Here is an 18,774-nt window from a genome sequence, read left to right as displayed (position 1 = left end):
AGGCCGACCCCCGCATCCTTCGACGGTCGTTCGTCTGTGGTGATGCTTGACACTCGTGTGCCACCACATGCTTGACACTGACCGGCTCGGGCACGCTGAGCCCGACGTCGCCGTGGGGCGCCAGAGACTCGGGGGAGACCGGGATTGGCACTGGTCGTCTTGTCGGCACGATGCCATGATGTGCGGCGTGTCAGTGTCCGTGCCCCCGACCTCCGGCACTCAGAGGCCCTCCCGGTGTCCTCAGTGTGGCGTTGCCATCGCTGCGATCGATCCGAAGTTCGTAGCGTGGTGCGGCGCATGTGAGTGGAACCTTGATCCAACCGCCGACCGGACCGGTCGGTCCGGCCCGTTGCGACGGCTCCGACGGCGGGTGGAACACCGCCTGGTGATGTCGCTATTCGAGGAGGTCTCCGGACAGGACTCGCAGCGGGCGCGCCAACCTGACCTTGCCGCCGTCGCGGCGTATGTTGTCGCGGCATTCATCCATCTCACAACTCTGGCCGTGGCGGTCCTCGGCGGATGGCTGGTGGTGGCGACCTGGCCATCTCCCGTCGGCATCGTCATTGGACTGCTGGTCATCGCCCTCGCAGTCCAGATGCGACCACGGTTCCCAAAGCTTCCGGCTGGGAGCCGAGTGTTGAGACGCGCCGAGGCGCCCACCCTGTACGGACTGCTCGACCGAGTCTCGAACGCGCTCGGCGGCCGCCCGCTCGACGCCATCGTGGTCGATCAGCACTTCAACGCGTCTGCTGGTTGGGTCGGCCTTCGCCAGCGCCGGGTGCTCACCCTCGGTCTGCCACTGTGGAACGTCTTGTCGCCCGCGGAGCGGCTCGCCCTTCTCGGCCACGAGATCGGCCACTTCGTCAACGGCGACCTGAGGCGAGGGCTCGTGGTCGGCACGGCGCTTAACGCCGTCGGAGAACTCCACTTGCTGCTACGCCAAGCCGCGGACATGAGAGGCGACGAGATCCTCGGAGGATTCACATTCCTCGTGCGCGTACCACTCCGCCTACTCAGCATGCTTCCCGCGACGCTCCTCATCACGCTCGCGTTGCTGACCCTGCGAGCGGGGCAACGGGCGGAGTACCTCGCAGACGCGTTGGCCGTTCGGCTGGCGTCCAGTCAGGCATCGGCCGGAGTGCTGCGGGCCACCATGCTGGGTCCGGGGTGCATGAGAGCCCTGACCTTCGCGGCTCAGCGCAGCAGGGATACGGGAGGCATCTGGCAGGTCGAACGCGAGTTCGTGGCCGGAATTCCGCGGACCGAGCTCGAACGTCTCGCCCGAGTTGCCGAACGGGAGTCCCTCCGCGTGGACGCCACACATCCGCCTACGCACCTACGGTTGAGGTTCGCCGGCGCCCGCGAAAGCGAGGCTGCCGAACTCGTACTCGACCCGGCCGAGTCCCGCATGATCGACCGTGAACTTGCAGCCGCCTACTCCGAGATCGCAGCGAAGGTCCGGATCGATCTCCTAAGCGCCTAGCATCCAACCCCACCGACCGCGGACGGACCCCTCAGTTACCTGTGCCAGGTGTCAAGCATCACCTGGCACACGACAAGAGATCAGGCCCGGTGTGCTCCGTCTGGTGATGTGCGACAGTCGTCCGCCAGGTGATCTGCGACAGTCGTCCGCCAGGTGATCTGCGACAGTGCGAAGCCCGGATCGCGGCATGAGCGGACGGCCTTCGTTTGATGGTTCCGACTCATAAACGAGTTCACTTCTGCGGTCCGTCGCGTCGAGCCGACTCGCGTCAGCGCTCCCCCTTGCTGGCCCGCCAAGCGATCATGCGATCCGCGACACCGCGCCAGTCCATCGGCTCCCCGCGCTCCTCCGCATGCTCCACGTACTCGGCGAGCCGTTGAAAGAGGACCTCGGCCGTGACTCCCTGCCAGCGGCCGGGATGGTCATGAGCGTCGTCACGGAGGTCCCAAAAGCTGTCCACAAAGCCTGCGCTCGACGTCCGCCACAACAGGATCCTAAGCCTCCGACGCCCGGCCGCTCATCGGCATGACCACGCGGAACGCGGCATGAGCGGTCAGGCTATGCCGTCGGTCGGCGGCATGACCCAGCACGACGCACAGGAGGGGCGCTGGGACACTCCGATAGCAGTCGGCGGCTATGCGTGGAAGGCCTTCCAGTGTCCTTCGGAGACGACCTCGACAGTGCCGTCGGTCACCTTGATGGCGGTCTGGTCGTCGATGGCGTAGGCCGGACCTGCGATGTCGGCGGCCCATCGTTCCGCGTCGGCCATGGTGTTCCCCGGCATGAGCTCGTGGTCCAGGTGCGGATAGATCGAGAAGTCGACGACCCCGAGCGTGCAGTCGTCCGGCGCAGAAGGCCAATTGACGAAGTCGTGACCGATCCGCGGTGTCATCACCATGCTGCCAGCACTGAGCCCCACCCAGACCGTCTCGGGTAGCGACGCCATGACCTCCGACAGCCCTGACTCCCGCATCCAGTGGCACAGGTACGTCGCCTCGCCGCCGTCCACCAGCAGCACGTCGGCCTCTCGGACCCACGGCACCCACCGCTCCTCGCCGATGCTGGGCAGCGCGGTGAGCTCCAGGACGCCCAAGGACGCCCAGCCCAGGCTGGTCATCATGTGAAACGGAGGCTCGCCGGCGACGGAGCTTCGCACCGAGGCGGGCCCGAGCATCGGATGGCCCCACTGCGCTGTGGGGATGCAGAGCGCACGGGACTCGGAGATCGGCTTGCCCAGCAGATCGACCAGCGCATCGCGGATGTTCTCGTTCGTAACGCCTCCGGATGTGAGAAGGAGCTTCACAACGCCTCCCGAGTTGAGTGCGACGGACTCGTGTGACATAGGCACCGCGGACGCGTCATCGCCTGACTCCTTGTCTTGCCCTGTGGCGCCCTCGACTGGCCACCATTCACCTGTTCTACGAACACTACGTTCCGGATCCGACAACCCCTGCCAGGAGATTCGGTGGGCCTCCGCATGCGCGCACTGTCATCAGCAGATCCGTGCGTTGCCCGCCGGCAATGTTGGGCCAGGCTTCTAGACGTGTCGCACATCAGGTGGCGGAAATGTGTCGCGCATCAACTGTCGGATCACATTGTGTTGATCACAAGAGTCACTTCGTGCCTCGGGCGATGCTTGATAGTGGCCGCCCGAGCATGTCGTCGGCATAGGCGGTCGCCTGGGCTACGGGAAGACCTTGGCATCATCGCCCGGCCGGGTAGGTTCATCTCATGGCCCAGGTGCCGAGGAAGGACATTCCGCCCGAGGACCTTGCCCGGGTCCGCCAGGCTGCCGAGGACTACCTTCGTTCCAACATCGACGGATCTCCAAGCAGCATCCGCGTGGTCTTCACCACCCACGAGATCGCGAGAACGGTCATCTCGGGCGGACCCGGCGCACCGACTCTCGACCCACCCGACGAACGCCCCGTCTACGTGGTCGTCTTCGAAGGTGACTTTCGAACGCGGACTTCTGGTCGACGCGGATGCTGGCTAGCAGTCGACGTCACACCCGCGTTCGGCGTACTGGGGTATCGGCTCGCACCACCCGAGGCCGAGAGAATCGTGAACCTCGACCTCAACGAGCTTGGTCGCGTGCACAGCATTGATCTCGATGGGAGATCAGACACATGATCGGAGTCCCAAGGGTCGTAATTTCCCGGACGACCTCGACCGCGTTCACCGAGCAGTCGAAGATCACTTTCGACAGCACTTCAGGCTCCCTACGCAGCATGCGCGTGGTCCTCACCACTCACCACGCCGCCAGGGCGGCCATCCAAGGCGGACTCGGAGAACTGAGATTCCTACCCGATCCTCGCCCTGTCTACCTCGTCGTAGTCGACGGCGACTTTCGTAGGAGGCCTGACCAGAAAAGCGGCACCTGGCTGGCGATCTACGTCACGCCGGCATTCCAAGCCCGTGGCCACTCCGGGCCGGCATCGCCCGGTCACCCGATTCCGGACAGAGTGATCAACCTCGATCTCAACCAGCTTGGTCGGGTGTACCAAATCCCGCCGTAAGGGCGCGCGACCAGAGCGTCGAAGGAGCGCCGAGCCTTGGCAAGTCACCTGCCATCGGGTCGCGGCGACCGGGGGCCGTAAGGTTCTGTCAACGTCCGCCGAATCGCGTCACGCGGGCTGTTCGCCTGAGGAGTCGGCGCTCTACGGTCCGGCACAATCGACCGTTGGTGACCGCGACTGGCCCCTGCTCGCCGCACGATCGGGCACGTAGCGGGCACGCCGATCTCGTTGTCTGCTCGACACCACTACTCCGCGTTCGGGTGGTGCCTGGCGGATCTCAGCCGACGGCGGGCATCGAGGTTCCTCTGCACGTCCGCTACGGTCAGGTCGTATCCGATGGCGCGTACTCCACTCCAGTTGAGTCCGACGAGGAGCCCATCCTTCTCCAGGCCGGGCAGCCACTTCTCCAGCCAGTCCTGCCCAGGGATCTCGACTGGCTCCATTCCGGAGTAGGCCGGAACGTTGGCGATGATCTTCTCGGCTCGGCTCCGCTTCGACCAGAACGGCATGGCACGAACACCTTCGCTGTTGAGCGGAGCTGGGAATCCTGCGTCGTCTCTCAGTGCGAAGACCTGCCCGTTGGTCAGGAACTCTTCGTAGAAGGCACTCGCTTGCGCGGCGGCTACGGACATGGCAACGAGGATGCGACCTCGGTCGCTATGCGTCAAACGGCCCGTCGGTGCGAGCCGCCACTCGCTGATTGTGAGCCAGCGAGCTCCGCATTACGAGTGGGTTCTCGGGGTCTGTCCCAAGTTCCGTGAGGCGGTGGGGACGGTCGGTGATTGTTGGTGGTGGTGTCATGTGAGTAGTACTCGTTTCCGGAGGAGGTCGAAGTTTGCGCGGCCGAACATTTGACGTTTGAGGTATTTGATTTTGTTGACGATGCCTTCGACAGGGCCGGAGCTGTGGGGCAGGGTGAGGCCGTTGATGACGGCTTGCAGGTCTCGGCGGAGTCCGGTGGTGAAGGAGTGCAGGTGGGGTAGTTCGTCGGCGTCGACGGTGTTCATCCATGCTGTTAGGCGGTTGCCGTGTAGGCCGGTCATCATCTCGGCGAACGCGGTGACGTGGGTCGCGGTGGCGGCCAGGTGTGGGCAGGCTGCCAGGGCGTGTTTCAGCTTGTCTTGGTCGTCGTTGTCGAGGTTGTCGGGGTGGCGGAGTATCCAGGAGGTGATGTGGCGGACCTTTGGTATTGGGGGTGTTGGCGGTGGTGCGGCGCGGAGTGGACGGAATGGTGCGAGGTAGCGGGCGACGGTGGCCCGGTTGCCCCGGTATCCCTGCTCGGTGATTTCTCGGTAGAGCTTGCTCGCGTTGGTGAGTCCGGTGTTCCATCGTTGGTTGAGGTAGGCCTTGCAGGGGTCCAGGGCGCTGGGCCGGCCGGCGCGGGGATGGCCAGCAGTTCTTCGGCGGTGCCGGCGCGGTAGAAGCGCCGAACGGTGTCCTTGGACAGCCCGAGTTCCCCCATGATGGCTTTGATGCCCTTGCCTTGGGTCTTCAAGGCGTGGACTGCCTGATAGCGGGCCTTGGTGCGCGTGACCAGTGTGGAGTTCTCCCTTCGGCTGGCTTGGGCGAGGTTGGCTGCCTGGATGAGGTCAGCGGCCGGGCCTGATCCGCCAGGCGGCTTCGATGGGATGTCGTTGTGGTGGCGGAGGCAGCTGTGGTGTGCGGCGACGGTCTTCTCGACGTGTTCGGCGAGGTTGTGCCAGAGGTGCCAGCGGTCGGCGACCTGGATCGCGTTCGGGGCTGCCTTGCGGGTGGCCTCGGCGTAGGTGGTGGCTCGGTCCCGGCAGACGACCTCGATGCCCGGGTGTTCGTCTAACCATGCGGCGAACGTGTCGGCGCTGCGATCAGCAAGCAGGTCGACCGGTGTGTGGGTGTCGATGTCGACCAGGACCGTGCCGTAGGCGTGCCCACGACGCAGCGCGAAGTCGTCGACGCCGAGGACTTTGAGGGAGCCGATCTGCGGGTCGGGTAAGGCTCGCACCAGGCGTAGCAGGCTGGAGCGGCTGACGGCTATGCCCAGGTGTGCGGCTAGTCGGGCACCTGCGCGACCGGCCAGCGCGACACCGATTCTCTCCAACAGTGTGCGCAGTAACGGGGTGCGACGCGCATAGCGGGATGTCAGTCCTGGGACCTGTTCGGCGAACGTCACCGCGGGACAGGTGGCAGTTGCGCAGAAGAGGCGACGCACCTGCAGCTTGATCAGGACCGGCCGGCCACCCATCGCCGTGTCGGCGAGCTGGCGTAAGTAGCGGCTGTGCACCCGCCGCGATACGGATCCACACCGTGGGCACGCGGCACCTGTGCTTCGGGTTCGCGCGGATACCTCCAGTGCGGATGTGAGTTCGACGCCAGTAGCGATGACATTGGTCAGATGCGGTAGCAGCAGCGGCAACGAAAGGTACACTCAAGGTCGCCCTTCTTGTGGAGACGGGTTTCTTGGTCGAAACCGAACCTGCACAAGAAGGGCTCTTCTTATCCCGACTAACACGCGCCGACATAGTCAAGAGTTGGTTATTACAAAAACTGTCGGGGTCGCTTAACGTGCATCCACCGCGCCCGCCGCCTCACGGAATTTGGGACAGACCCGGTTCCCGTGCGCGGGTCACCGCTCGATCCGGGCATGGCTGACCGTGGACTCGTCCTGGCAGGTTTGGGTTTGTTGATGGCTGGTGACGGCTGTTCGGGGCACGTCAGGGGCATGGTCTCCGTTCGCGACAGCCGCTTAACTGTGTCGCACTCGGAGTCGACAGGCTCGTACCATGCGGCGGTGGACATATTGGGGATCGAGGTCGAGACGGCACTGGTGCGACGGTGGGCTGCCTGGTTGGCGCCAGCCTGTCAGCCGTTCTTCTTGACCGCCGCCGAAGCAGCCGAACTCGGACTCACCTCGGAGGGTGGTCTCCTAGACGCCCTCTCGCCGGAACTTCGCGACACCTACGAGACGTGGAACCTCGCCAAGGACCTGAAAACCGTGTGGCTTGACGAACACGCGTTCCATGCTCAGCCGCAAGAGGTTCGCGCCAAGCTCGTACTCGCGCAGGTCAGACACGGGCGAGGAGCAGTGCCCTCCGTCACCGATTGGACGGACATCTTTGATGCGCAGGTGCTGCGCGAGCAGGCCGACGGGAATCGGTTCGTATGGTGGCCGACCCTTGTGGAGCATCATCTCGAGACCGTCTTCCAGCGCGTCTTCGGCGAGTGGCAGCTGCCATGTCAGCGCATGTTGGTACCGGAGGAGATCTGGCGTGCGGCCGCATCCGTACTTCCTCGTGCCCGAGAACTCAGCGGAACCTACGCTCCCGGGAGCAGAGGAAGCGTCTTCGCCCGGGGAAGCGCAGCAAACTGCTTCGCCACCGTCATGGCGGCAGCAGGTGCCCCCGACGCCGACGATCAGCTGTTCGAGGATTGGCTAGCCGCCAACTGCACGGCGGGTGGCACCGACGACCTGCCCGGCACCGTGCTGGTATCGCGCGACGCGGAAGGTAACATCACGCATGCGGCGGTCACTCTTGGTGGCGGCTGGGTACTGCACAAGCCAGGGCAAGAATGGCTCAGCCCTCACCAGGTTCTAACGGTCGATGACCTCAACAGCCTCGCTCCACCGGGGCTCACTCTTCACCGCTACTCGTTACCGGATGGCGGAGTTCCGACCGCGGGCAACTCCGAGTGAAAAGCGGAAGGTCGGCGGTTCGACCCCGCCCTGCCCACCACCCTGACCAGGCAATATGGCGGAACGCGACTGCCCGCCAAAGCCCGTTGATCACCCTCTTTGACCGCCCGCTGTTGCACGTGGATTGCACGGACAGCGGGCGGATCTCCGTCCGAGCGACGACGATGCTTCTGTGGTCCGACGTTAAGGTCGGGGGATGCCGGAGCGCGAAGTCAGGTCACCATCCGAGGTCGACAGCAGTCAGCACCTCGCCGCGCTGCACAGCGCGTGGTCGACGCCGCTGGACGTCGTGGCGGCTGTGGTCGGCGAGGTGGCGAAGGCGCCGGTCGTGGACTTCCGCCGCATCGTTGACGGCGAGCAGTGCGAGGTCTACGACGTCACTTTGGAGCAGGGCTCGTCCTTGATCGTGCGCATCTCGCATGACGGACCCGAGGGGCACGACCGGGAGGCGTGGGTCATCGGCGAGTGCGCGTCGCGGGGCATTCGGGTGCCTCGGGTTCACGCCCTTCGTCGCGTCGAGGTCGGGAGCGAGCTCCGGTCCGTCATGGTGATGGAGAAGCTGCCGGGTGAGCGACTCAGCGACCTCGATCCCGACGAACTCGACGTTCGCCGCGTGCTGGAAGAGGTTGGAGCATGGCTGAAGCAGCTCCACGCCATCCCGGTGCGAGGCTTCGGCAGCCTCGACGGCTCCGGCGTCGGCAAGTTCGAGACGCTGGATGACTGGCTGGCCAACGTGGCCACGGAGGCGCATGCGTTCGAGGAAGCTGGCCGCTCCGTCGGACTCGAGCCGGCGACGATCCGAGGATGGCTCCGTGAGATCGTCGACTCGTTCCGGGTAGCCCCGCCTCGGGTGACGATGAGCCACAACGATCTCTTGGCCGTTCACGTCCTGGTGCACGAGGGGAGGCTGTCGGGGATCATCGACTTCGGTGTGGTCGCAGCCGAACCCGCGGCGAACGACTTCGCCGAGTGGGACTTCCGAGAAGGGGCGCGCTTCCCGGTCGAGTGGATACAGGCCGGCTATGGCGACCACTCGTTGTTCGAGCCCTCGAACGACCGCACCTACCGTGCGCTCTGGCTCCTCCACGGGCTCTGGTATTTGCGCCACTACCACGTGACGGGTTTTCCCCCCGGCGTCGAAGCCGGCCGGGACCGACTGCTGAGCGGACCAGAGCGGTAGCCCAGCTACTCGATGGCGCGTACGTCGACGCCGTTCGACCGCAACCCCGGCCCAGGTACCCTCACCACTCGTGGCGACTCTTGAGATCCGGCGGCACAGCCTTCGTAAGGACACGGGCGGCTCGCAGCTCTCTCAGGCCGGCGTGGAGCTGGCTCGCAAGCTGGGCGATTCGATGGGGCCGTTCGCGGTTGTGGCTACATCCGTCGTTCCAAGGGCTCGTGAGACCGCGCTCGCGATGGGCTTCGCTGTCGACCAGGAGGTCGTCACGCTGGCCTCAGACGCGGACATCTATGCGGAGTCGGATGCGTCACAGTGGTGGCTCGCTGACCATCCCTTTGCCGCACTGGCGTCTCTTATCAACACTGGCGGCGCCTACTACAGGTATGCCCACTCACTGGCCGCATTGTGGCGAGACCTGCTCACCCCACTGCCTGACCAAGACGCCGCCCTGGTCGTCGGACACTCGGGCGAGTTGGAGGCCGGCCTGGTCGCCTGCTTCCCGGACGCTGATCACGCCAGCTGGGGTGGCCCGTTTACTCCTTGCGAAGGTGCGCGGCTGACCTTCCACAATCGCTTCTGCGAAGTCGATTTCCTTCGCCTTCCTCCCCTGACGGATGACTCCTGCGCGACCGCTTATCGCATGGGCGAGCCGTCGAGGAGCGGCAGGGTTTGCCCGGTGTCCTGCATCGGGTCGCGGAGACGGAGACCGGGGGCCGTAAGCTTCCGCGGCTCGGGCGGGTTTCTGGCCTGCCCGTTGTGGCCCGAGGCGGCCCCCCGGTCTTAGGGACCCGACCCGAGGGAGGTGGGTAAAGCCGGACGGTCCAGCGACCACCTCAGCCACGGCACCCTGACTTCGTGGCCGCCCGGTGAGCCCGAGGACGGCGCCCCCGCACCGCCCGCAGGGCGGCCGGGCGTTGCGCTGCGTCAGCGGCGCCTTGACTACTAAAGAGGCAAGTACAGCAGCTGGCGCGACATCGACCTTGTGCTCCGTCGGCTGCTGTGCAACACGCGTCCGACAGTTGATGTGCGACAAGCGAGCTGGGTGTCGAGGTGTGTCGTTCAGCAGCCGCTCGAGGTCGTCTGCTGGTGCGACGCAGCGGAAGCCATATCGTCGTCACACATGGTCGCGGCCGCGTCGTTGCTCAACGTTGGCGCGGCTTGGTCGAACGGGTTGGTCAATGCGCCGCCATCGGTGAAGCTCGCTGCGGCGGCGTGGCGGGCGGCTATCTCCAGCGCCCGGCGTCGCAACTCGGCCCGTAGTTCGGGCGGGTCGAGCACCTCAAAGTCGTAGGACAGGCCGGCGGCGTAGGACGCAAGTCCCGCCAGATCGTTGGCGGCCACCCGCAAGATGGCCCGACCGTCCGGCGCCGGCTCGACGATGCGGCCACGGAATGCCTGCACGGCCGTCTCGTACTCGACGTCGAGCAGGATGCGTGCCTCGTACCGGTAGACGGCCAGCTTCGTTGCCTCCAACACCATCGCGGCGGCGTCCGGCGGGTCGGTGATCTTCTGGCGGTGCCCGGTGAGTTCCGGCTCTGGTCACGCACATGCCGCTGTCCATGCGCGGTCATGCCGATGAGCGTGCGTGGCAGTCAGCTCGGCGGGACCGTCGTGCTGCGGCCGGCCCGAACCACAGTTCGTCGTGCGTCGCGCCAGGCGATGAACGCTGTCCGGGTACGAGGGGACACGACCAGTTCTCCCCGTCGACGGGCGCCAAGTTGCTGTCTCAGCCACGCTGGTGCGTGCGCTCGCTCGATGGCCTGGGTCTTGGTAAGGAGCTGTCCGGTCGCCAAGGCGTGGCGACCACGGGCCATCGACGTCAGCCCCAGGTCTGCGATCACCGGATCCAGCCACATCAGCGGCCGACGCGAGGCCCACGCCCAATACCCGCAAAGCTCGGCACGCGCGGCGCGGCGAACATCGTCGTCTGTCACGTCCGGCAACACGGTGGCCGGAGGACGCCCAATGATCGCGAAGCCATGCCGTACCAGCTCCGCACGCGTCACTCCAGAAAGGATGCGGTGCACGAGTGAGCCGTGAGTCCAGGTCGGATGCGGTGCGTCACCGTTGGGTAGCTCGTTCACGTCGACGTACACACACCCCAGGTCGAACCCGGCCGCGACACTGCGGTCCAGATCTTGGTGGGAATCCCTCAGGACCGCTTGACGCGCTTCGTCGACCGGGCCATCGGTCAAAGCAACGAGGTCGAGGTCGCTGACACCCTGGATGTAGTCCCCGGTCGCCAAGGACCCGGCCACGAAAAGGTCGAGCACCCATCCGAGCTCGGCAAGACGATCCGCCAGTTTCATCACAGCCGGTGGCACGAAGGTCACGCCGACAGCCTAGGACTGACTCGCCGGCACCGTCCTACGCTCATGCCGCGATCCCCCGTTCGAGGGCGGCGCCGACGGCGCCGTGGCGTCTTTCAGCAATCCGTAGCCATGCCGCTGTCCGCGCGATCATGCCGATGTGAGGTCGCCCCTGCCATGTGAGAATCGGCCCGTGCCAATCAGCATGTGGGTTCGCAAGGAGATGCCCGCGCGAGGAGACCGGCTAGACGAGGGATCCGTCCCTTGGGAGGTCCCCGATGGCGTTCTCAACTTTCGGGACACGCCGCTGCTGGTAGCTGTGGACCCGTATGGCGACACCGTGTTCAACCGTTTCCAGATCGAGCGTCAACTTCCTCGCGAAGTCACCTACTTGCGACAGCAGTTGAGCCACGCAGGCGCAGTCGAGATGCTTGACGAGCTAGAACGCCTCATGGCGCTGGCCACAGAAAGAGTCCACCGCTATCTGTGGTTCGTCGGGGACTGATTCGCGGCTGGTGCGCGCACATGCCGCGATCCGCGCGCGGTCGTGGTAGCCGATGAGCGTGCGCCGTGGCGCCAGATCGTCGTACGCGCCGGGGAAGGGTCCGGGTCCTAGGCGGTCCGAGCGATGGTCGCTCGCCTCGAGTTCGACGGCAATCAGCATGTCGTGCTCGGGATCCTGCCCGAGTTGGAGGACCGACGGCGAGTCCGGCTTCCAGCGGACTGTGATCACCCGAATCCGCGCTCTGAGCCCATCGACGTATCGAGTGTGGTCGCCCTCCCGTGTCCACGTCCGCTCCTGCCCGTCGTCACGACGGAGAGTCCACTCGGGCCAGTCGCCCATGCTGCCCCACCGGACATGCCCGACGACGCCTTCATCGACCCGGCTAGGTATCCGCCCATCGGCTACGGCACGCCACCACTCGTCCGTGCCGAGCACGGCAGGATTGGGATCCAAACCGTAGCCCGGGCGGTGCAGCGTGGCCTCCTGAACAGCATCGATGCGCTGCCTGTCCCGCCGTAGGTCGTACACCGTCACCCATTCCACGAATCGCAAGCCTAAGAGGTGACCATGCGTGATGGGTCGTTCTCAGGAGCGCACGCACATGCCGCGGAGAGTGAAGCGCGAGATCATGCTGATGATCGCGCGCTCGGGAACTCGGTCAGATGGCCGGCGGAACCGCCTCGAGCACGTCGGCCATGCCAACGACTCGGGCACCCTCAACCATCGTGAGTCGAATACCCGGCGTGATTGGCGGCCAGAGGTCTGGAGCCAAGGGATGAAGTCGGACGATGGCCTCCGCTCCGGGGGCGAGCCATTCTCCAACCCCCGATTCGAGAGTCAGCGGGGCGTCATGCATCTCGTCGTGGACCTCGGGAGGGAACGCCCAGCACGAGCGGTAGCCAGAGGCGATCGGGCCTTTGCGTCCACCATCCTCTGTGCTGAGCAGCCACAATCGTGCCCGGATGTACCCGTGCTCGCCCTCGATCGCCGTCCACCGGTCATGCTCGGGCCAAATGTCCACACGCCGATTGTGGCGCGCGCGCATGGCCCAGTGACGTACATCAGCGGATCGGACACCCTCGGCAATACTTCAATCATGACGACGCGGCAGGACGCAGAAGCAGCCGTACGGGGGCTGAAGATCATCGGCGTCTCTTTCATGCATGACTTCATCGAGGTGCACATCGGCGACGTGACGCTGACTGGATACACGCGGCCATTCGGGGTGATCGGCTGCCAGGGGATCGGGCCAGCGTCACTGGTGCGCCTCATCGGCAAGCCGGTCGACCACCTCACCGTCGTCGAGGGTGAGTACGTCGCCATCGACTCGGGCGACAACCGTCTGGCATTCCCAATCGGCGGTCCTTCGGCCAAGGGTCCTGAGTCGGTGCGGTTGTTCCGACCGGGCCAGGTTGAACTCGACATCCCGAACGCCCACTGGATCTGGTAGCTCAGGCGCACTCATCTGCCGCGATCCGGGCTTCGCACTGTCGCAGATCACCCGGCGGACGAGTGTCGCGCATCAGTCGACGGAGGACACCGGGCCTGACCTCTTGTCGTGTGCCAGGTGATGCGCGACGGATCCGTGCCACCACATGCTTGGCGCCGCCGGACCTAGGTGGCTGGAGAGATCTTCCAGGATTAGCCGCTCAGCGGCCGCTCATGAGTCGATCAGCGAAGCTGCAGAGTTCTGCCATCCTGTCCCGACATTCGAGCGGGTCGCGGTTAGCGAACGCGGACTGGCCCCAGACTCCTGACCGAGCGAGGAACCGGTTGGCATGGTTGGTGCCGAGCTTGTTGTCTATGTGGAGCAGCGCACCGATGGCGCGGTCCTGGTCGCAGTGGCAGTCCGTCCTCTGCAGGTACTTGTCCAGGTATGCCACGAGAATTTCAGCGTCCTCGGGCCGTCCGAAGCGAGCCAGCGCGAAGCAGTATCCCTGCCCGGCGTAGGCAAGCTCACTTGCCAGCAGGAGGCGACCGATGGCCCGCCGGAACTGGGTTCGCTGGTCGAGCCCGATCAGCCAGGCGGCGGTGAGGCGTCCTCGCCATTCGAACTCCAACAGCTCGCCCAGGTCCTCGTCCGTGACTTCGCGCGCGTCCTCAGCCAGCGCACGTTCAAATGCGTCGCGGTCCGGTACGTCCTCCCGCAAAGCGCTGCCCAGGAGTCGCAGGTACCGCTGTCCACCAGGCCGATCGACGGTCCAGACGACGTAACGCTGGATCAGCGGAAGGCTCGCATAGCCATCAGGCATCCGGACGCTCATGCGCACATCCTCGCCTGAAACGGGTCGAGTTCGGCTATCAGGATGCCACCTTGGAGGCCGTTCGCAACTCGAGGGAAAGGTGGCGGCAACGGGGCTACACCTGGGACAAGGGGCGGATGCGGCCAACTGTCTGGACCCTACTGCGGACCGGCCAGGACGGCGGGAAGACCGTGGGTCAGCTCGGGGGTGCTCCTTCGCGGCGACGGGCACTGTGATCACGAGCTGCTTGTCTGTGGACCTTCGTTCCAAAGTCGTCGGCGCGAACGACCTGGTCGCACTCGTGCGCCTCATCCGTGAAGTGCTCCACGAAGCCCCTGCCGTTACACCGGGGCCCGGCAGCGCCGCAACTGCGCGTAAAACTGCTCCAACACCCGAGCGCTGACCTTCGCGATGGAGACGTCGCCCAAGCCAGCTTAATGGTGCGCTCGGCATACCCCCGGTACCCCTCCAGCGTCCGCTCGTCAGCCTCGTGCACCTGCAGCCACGCGTCGATGGTGTAGCCCAGCGTCACCTTCGTCGAGCCCGTCCGCTGCTGGTCGACCTTCGCAAGCAGACGCGTCCGGACCTTCCCGACCTCACGCCGGTCCGCGCGACTAGCCCAACACAACGTCCGACATCGCCGACGTGGTTCGGTGGAACCTCCAGGTCCGCGCCCAAGCCCGCGAGCTGCCGTCGGACCTGAGTCCCACCTCAGACCGCTGACGGCAGAGCCCCTAGTCGCGCCACCAGCCAACGTCGGGATTCAACTCGGTGGCAAGCTCTCCGAACACGACGTCATCCATCTCCAGGTAGCCGTTGGGGTCGACGAAGAAGACTCCTCGCTCGAAGGCCTCAGCAAGCGTCGTCAGCAGCGCCCGCAGTGAGCCGAACTCAATCGGATGCTCAGGCTCCTCGATCCGGAAATGGCGTACCGGGCTCCCAGACGGCGAACTCAGGTCGAGAACGTAGAAGTCCCCGCCGCCGTTGGCGAAGAGCGGAAGCCACCCTGGCGTCCAGCGGGAGTCGGTCGCGAAAGCGCGGCAGTTCGCGATCGCGTCCTGGATCGAAAGCAGGTAGAAGCCGGGAACGATGTGGATGTCGTCGAGTGCCACGCCTCCCGCCGTCGACGTCCCGTTCCGCCAACCGTAGAGCGACTCAAGCCCAGCGGAGGAAGTGAGGCCTGCAGCCCCAAGAGACGACCGCACCACCTCGGCCGGAAGCCCCGCCTGCAGCGAATGTAGGAGAACTTGCCGATCGAAGCGCTGCAGCGCCGTCTCGATGGCAGCGAGAGGCATGGGGAAGGCGTCAGTCATCACGGTCCAAACATCACGTTGAAGGGATCGTCTGGTTGCAGACCATAGTTCTGGAAGAACCGACTCAGGACGCCACCCTGGTAGCTCTGCTCACCCTTAGGGGGCGTCCGTAAATTACATGGGCGTGACTCTTTCATGATCTACTCGTTGTGAGGGCATGGTTACAGAACGGGGTCTTGCCGAGAAGCTTGCCGTGCTCAAGCCGCACCTGGACGAGCGGCAGTGGCGGTTGCTGCTGGGGGCTGAGGCGGAGGCGATCGGTTGGGGCGGGATCGCGTTGGTGGCGCGGCTTTCTGGTGCGTCGCGTTCGACGGTTCAGGCTGGGGTGAACGAGGTCCGTGCCGGTGCCGAGCCTGATGCGCGTGTGCGTGCGCCTGGTGCGGGGCGCCCGGCGACTGAGGATGCCCAGCCTGGCGTTGCCGAGGCGTTGGAGGAGCTTGTCGCGCCGGAGACCCGTGGGGATCCTTCCTCTGTGCTGCGGTGGACGACGAAGTCGGCAGCCCAGTTGGTGAAAGGCTTGACCGCCAACGGTTTCACGGTGGGCAAGACGACCGTGACCAGGCTGCTCAAAAAAGCCGGGTACCGGCTGCAGTCGACGTTCAAAACCAAAGAAGGCGCCTCGCATCCGGACCGGGATGCCCAGTTCCGGCACATCAATGACACCGCGGCCGAGTCTCTGGCTGCTGGTGACCCGGTCATCAGTGTGGACACCAAGAAGAAGGAGTTGGTGGGTGAGTATGCCAACAACGGTCGGGAGTGGGCCCCGCCCGGACAACCCGTGAAGGTCAACGGTCATGACTTTCCCACCGGTGTGCCCAAAGCGATCCCCTACGGTATCTACGACCTCGGCGCAGACGACGGTTTCGTGTCCGTGGGCGTTGACCATGACACGGCAGGGTTCGCAGTCAACGCAATCCGCACCTGGTGGGAACACGTCGGCCGCGAACGCTACCCCAAGGCCAGCAGGCTGATGCTGACCGCTGACGCGGGCGGTTCCAACGGCTACCGGCTGCGAGGGTGGAAAGTCGAGCTGGTGAAACTGGCGGCCGAGATCGGCTTGGACATCTGGGTGTGCCACTTCCCGCCCGGCACGTCGAAGTGGAACAAGGTCGAAGTGCGCCACGAGGCGTCACCGGTTCGGGAGGGGGTGCAAGACCCCTTCCCCTGTGTTGTCGCAGCAGCGTGGGGAAGCTGAGGGCAGCCACGGCGCGGAGACACGCGGCGGGGTGGGAGCAGCCCTGACAAAGCCGGGGCGGGCCAGCACTGTCAGATGGCCCGGGTCCGGCGAGCAAGACCGGAAGGTGGACGAGAGAAACCAGTGTTTGAAGCCTCGTAAGTGTTCCACCGGCTCGAATCTGACGGATGTGGGCCGGGATGCAGCGCACGCCGCCTGCGGGCGGCGACTTCGAAGCCGGTCTTTCGATGCCGGTGGGAAGGCCACGCTGAAAGTCTGCGGCGTAGGCGTGGCGATGCTGCCGGGGTAGAGCTGGCCGCCTCACCGGTCGACCGAACGGTGATGAACGTGGGAAGCGACCCGTCGTTCCCTCCCGCTGCGGTGGTGGGTAGGTGTGTCGTCCGCCGATGGCGGCGGGTCGTGGCGGAGGTCCCGTAGTAGTCCGAGCGTGCGAGAGGCACGTACATGGCGAAGGGGACCAGCAAGTCGGCAGTCGAGGAACTGGAGGACCAGGAGGATGTCGCCGGTGAATACCGACGAGCTGGAGTCGGCACTGTTCCGGGCCGAGCGAAGGGTACTGGAGATCCAGACGAAGCTGCACCGTTGGGCTCGTGACGAGCCTCACCGCAGGTTTGATGATCTGTTCAATCTTGTCGCCGATCCCGCGTTCTTGTTGGTGGCGTGGGATCGGGTGCGGGGCAACAAGGGTGCCCGCACGGCCGGGGTGGACGGGCACACCGCTGTGTCCATCCAGGTCGGGCAGGGCGTCGAGGAGTTCCTCGACGAGCTGCGGACCTCGTTGAAGGACCGGAGCTTCCGCCCGCTACCGGTGCGGGAACGGATGATCCCGAAGGCGAACGGCAAGCTGCGTCGCCTCGGGATCGCCACCATCACCGACCGGGTGGTCCAGGCATCCTTGAAGCTGGTGTTGGAGCCGATCTTCGAGGCGGACTTCCACCCGTGCAGTTACGGGTTCCGCCCGAACCACCGGACCCATGACGCGGTGGCCGAGGTGCGCTTCCTGGCATCCAAGTCGTATGAGTGGATCGTGGAAGGCGACATCAAAGCCTGCTTCGACGAAATCTCGCACTCGGCCCTTCTGGACCGGGTGCGGCGACGTGTTGGAGACAAGCGCGTCCTGGCCCTGGTGAAGGCGTTCCTCAAAGCGGGCATCCTCGGCGAGGATCGCCTGCTGCGGGAGAACAACACCGGCACCCCGCAGGGGTCGATCCTCTCACCGCTGCTCAGTAACGTGGCCCTGTCGGTCCTGGACGAACACATCGCCCAGGCACCCGGGGGTCCGGCGGCCAGCAGGTGGGAGCGCGTTAAGCGGCGACGGCACGGTCTGCCCACCTACCGCTTGGTCAGGTTCGCAGACGACTGGTGCCTGATGGTCAACGGCACCAAGGCCGACGCCGAAGCGCTCCGCGAGGAGATCGCCAGGGTCCTCACCACGATGGGCCTACGCCTGTCGCCGGAGAAGACCCTGATCACCCACATCGACGAGGGTCTCGTCTTCCTCGGGTGGCGGATCCAGCGCCGCCGGAAGCGAGGCACCAGCCGGTACTACGTCTACACCTACCCCTCACATAAGGCCCTCACGGCCGTGATGGCCAAGGTCAAGACGCAGTGCCGCAAGACAGGCACCAGCCTGCCGCTGGACACCCTGCTCATCGAGATCAACCAGATGGTGCGGGGCTGGTGCGAGTACTTTCGCCCCGGCGTGTCCAGCGCGACCTTCCAGTACCTAAGTTCCTACGTGTGGAAGCGGGTCATGAAGTGGCTCAAGCGCAAACACCGCAGAACCTCCTGGAAGGAACTGCGTCGCCGCTACTGCGGCGGCCGGTGGTGGCCAGCCAGCAACGAACGGGAGCTGTTCGACCCAGGCAAGGTACGCACCACGCGCTACCAATACCGGGGAACGAAGATCCCATCGCCCTGGCCAGTCGGGTGAGGCAGAAACACGGCCGTGCAACGGGGCCTGCGGAGCGCCCGGTGCCGGGAGACTGGCACGCCGGGTGCGGGAATGCGGCCTGGGGAAACGGGGCGGTCGAAAGACCGCAACCGCGCCCCCGGCCGACTTTCACCATCGGCTGTTCTCGTTCATCTCGATCAACTGGCGTGGCCGGCCGTTGACCGACTATCAGGTCATCGTGGAGACGATCGGTGCCACAACCACCAAGACCGGGTTCAGAGTCGAGGCGATCCTGGACACCAACACATACCCGACCGGAGAAAAGATCACCAACGCCCAGATGAAGACCGTCCCGATCACCCACAACGACTTCCACGGCGAATGGAACTACACCATCCACTCTCGACCAATCCCGGAAGCCCTTCAAAACAACGAAGCCCGCCACGGAACGACCAAGTAATAC

Annotated in this window: 17 protein-coding genes and 1 pseudogene; 9 read left to right on the top strand and 9 right to left on the bottom strand. The window is 65.3% G+C overall.

Annotation, left to right across the window (positions count from 1 at the left end; all coding sequences use genetic code 11):
• The first annotated feature begins 388 nt into the window (after nt 1-388).
• On the top strand, nt 389-1,483 hold the full coding sequence (locus HEB94_RS12025; protein WP_192749972.1) for a M48 family metallopeptidase: 1,095 nt from the start codon (nt 389-391) through the stop codon (nt 1,481-1,483).
• 634 nt (nt 1,484-2,117) lie between these two features.
• On the opposite strand, the gene HEB94_RS12020 is transcribed toward HEB94_RS12025, so the two are convergent.
• Complete coding sequence (locus HEB94_RS12020) at nt 2,118-2,786, bottom strand: Type 1 glutamine amidotransferase-like domain-containing protein (RefSeq protein ID WP_192749971.1); 669 nt, start codon at nt 2,784-2,786, stop codon at nt 2,118-2,120.
• Between the two features lie 428 nt (nt 2,787-3,214).
• On the opposite strand from HEB94_RS12020, the gene HEB94_RS12015 reads away from it, so the two are divergent.
• Nucleotides 3,215-3,616: a hypothetical protein gene (locus tag HEB94_RS12015; protein WP_192749970.1), complete on the top strand. Its 402-nt coding sequence runs from the start codon at nt 3,215-3,217 to the stop codon at nt 3,614-3,616.
• Between the two features lie 631 nt (nt 3,617-4,247).
• On the opposite strand, the gene HEB94_RS12010 is transcribed toward HEB94_RS12015, so the two are convergent.
• The 3 genes from HEB94_RS12010 to HEB94_RS12005 form a co-directional block, all read right to left on the bottom strand.
• Nucleotides 4,248-4,634 carry a DUF2750 domain-containing protein gene (locus HEB94_RS12010; RefSeq protein ID WP_192749969.1) on the bottom strand — a complete coding sequence of 129 codons (387 nt, stop codon included), beginning with the start codon at nt 4,632-4,634 and terminating at the stop codon, nt 4,248-4,250.
• A 165-nt stretch (nt 4,635-4,799) separates the two neighbouring features.
• The gene (locus HEB94_RS49195; RefSeq protein WP_238362159.1) at nt 4,800-5,117 is read right to left on the bottom strand and encodes a transposase; all 318 of its coding nucleotides are present in this window, start codon (nt 5,115-5,117) and stop codon (nt 4,800-4,802) included.
• A complete protein-coding gene (locus HEB94_RS12005; protein WP_202896294.1) occupies nt 5,114-6,406 on the bottom strand; it encodes an ISL3 family transposase in 1,293 nt (430 codons plus the stop codon). Before HEB94_RS12005 ends, HEB94_RS49195 begins: the two co-directional genes overlap by 4 nt.
• Before the next feature lie 216 nt (nt 6,407-6,622).
• Here HEB94_RS12005 and HEB94_RS12000 point away from each other — a divergent pair, with 216 nt between their 5' ends.
• From HEB94_RS12000 to HEB94_RS11990, 3 genes are all read left to right on the top strand, one after another.
• On the top strand, nt 6,623-7,672 hold the full coding sequence (locus tag HEB94_RS12000) for a hypothetical protein (RefSeq protein WP_192749968.1): 1,050 nt from the start codon (nt 6,623-6,625) through the stop codon (nt 7,670-7,672).
• Nucleotides 7,673-7,868: 196 nt separating this feature from the next.
• Entirely contained in the window at nt 7,869-8,852 is a 984-nt protein-coding gene (locus HEB94_RS11995; protein WP_192749967.1) for a phosphotransferase family protein, read from the top strand.
• Nucleotides 8,853-8,922: 70 nt separating this feature from the next.
• Nucleotides 8,923-9,636 (top strand): histidine phosphatase family protein, encoded by a 714-nt coding sequence (locus tag HEB94_RS11990; RefSeq protein WP_192749966.1) that lies wholly within the window; start codon nt 8,923-8,925, stop codon nt 9,634-9,636.
• A gap of 275 nt (nt 9,637-9,911) precedes the next feature.
• On the opposite strand, the gene HEB94_RS11985 is transcribed toward HEB94_RS11990, so the two are convergent.
• The 3 genes from HEB94_RS11985 to HEB94_RS11975 form a co-directional block, all read right to left on the bottom strand.
• Entirely contained in the window at nt 9,912-10,331 is a 420-nt protein-coding gene (locus tag HEB94_RS11985; RefSeq protein WP_192749965.1) for a WYL domain-containing protein, read from the bottom strand.
• A gap of 113 nt (nt 10,332-10,444) precedes the next feature.
• Entirely contained in the window at nt 10,445-11,161 is a 717-nt protein-coding gene (locus HEB94_RS11980; RefSeq protein WP_192756389.1) for a nucleotidyltransferase domain-containing protein, read from the bottom strand.
• 439 nt (nt 11,162-11,600) lie between these two features.
• Nucleotides 11,601-12,218 (bottom strand): hypothetical protein, encoded by a 618-nt coding sequence (locus tag HEB94_RS11975; protein ID WP_192749964.1) that lies wholly within the window; start codon nt 12,216-12,218, stop codon nt 11,601-11,603.
• 61 nt (nt 12,219-12,279) lie between these two features.
• On the opposite strand from HEB94_RS11975, the gene HEB94_RS11970 reads away from it, so the two are divergent.
• Entirely contained in the window at nt 12,280-13,116 is an 837-nt protein-coding gene (locus tag HEB94_RS11970; RefSeq protein WP_192749963.1) for a hypothetical protein, read from the top strand.
• A gap of 199 nt (nt 13,117-13,315) precedes the next feature.
• Here HEB94_RS11970 and HEB94_RS11965 read toward each other — a convergent pair whose 3' ends face one another.
• Entirely contained in the window at nt 13,316-13,930 is a 615-nt protein-coding gene (locus HEB94_RS11965) for a DUF6000 family protein (protein WP_192749962.1), read from the bottom strand.
• Nucleotides 13,931-14,643: 713 nt separating this feature from the next.
• Nucleotides 14,644-15,021 carry an SMI1/KNR4 family protein gene (locus HEB94_RS11960; RefSeq protein WP_192749961.1) on the bottom strand — a complete coding sequence of 126 codons (378 nt, stop codon included), beginning with the start codon at nt 15,019-15,021 and terminating at the stop codon, nt 14,644-14,646.
• A 358-nt stretch (nt 15,022-15,379) separates the two neighbouring features.
• Here HEB94_RS11960 and HEB94_RS11955 point away from each other — a divergent pair.
• The 3 genes and pseudogenes from HEB94_RS11955 to HEB94_RS11945 all read left to right on the top strand — a co-directional run.
• Nucleotides 15,380-16,342, top strand: a pseudogene (locus HEB94_RS11955) (ISAzo13 family transposase); the annotation flags it as partial.
• Between the two features lie 580 nt (nt 16,343-16,922).
• Nucleotides 16,923-18,350: a group II intron reverse transcriptase/maturase gene (gene ltrA, locus HEB94_RS11950; RefSeq protein ID WP_192749959.1), complete on the top strand. Its 1,428-nt coding sequence runs from the start codon at nt 16,923-16,925 to the stop codon at nt 18,348-18,350.
• A 64-nt stretch (nt 18,351-18,414) separates the two neighbouring features.
• Nucleotides 18,415-18,771 (top strand): ISAzo13-like element transposase-related protein, encoded by a 357-nt coding sequence (locus HEB94_RS11945; protein ID WP_192748801.1) that lies wholly within the window; start codon nt 18,415-18,417, stop codon nt 18,769-18,771.
• Nucleotides 18,772-18,774: the final 3 nt, after the last annotated feature.

This window comes from Actinopolymorpha pittospori (genome assembly GCF_014873875.1).
In the GTDB taxonomy this organism is placed as follows: Bacteria; Actinomycetota; Actinomycetes; order Propionibacteriales; family Actinopolymorphaceae; genus Actinopolymorpha; species Actinopolymorpha pittospori.
The sequence above is the reverse complement of the archived record's forward strand: the minus strand, read 5'-3'. Positions and strand labels throughout refer to the sequence as shown.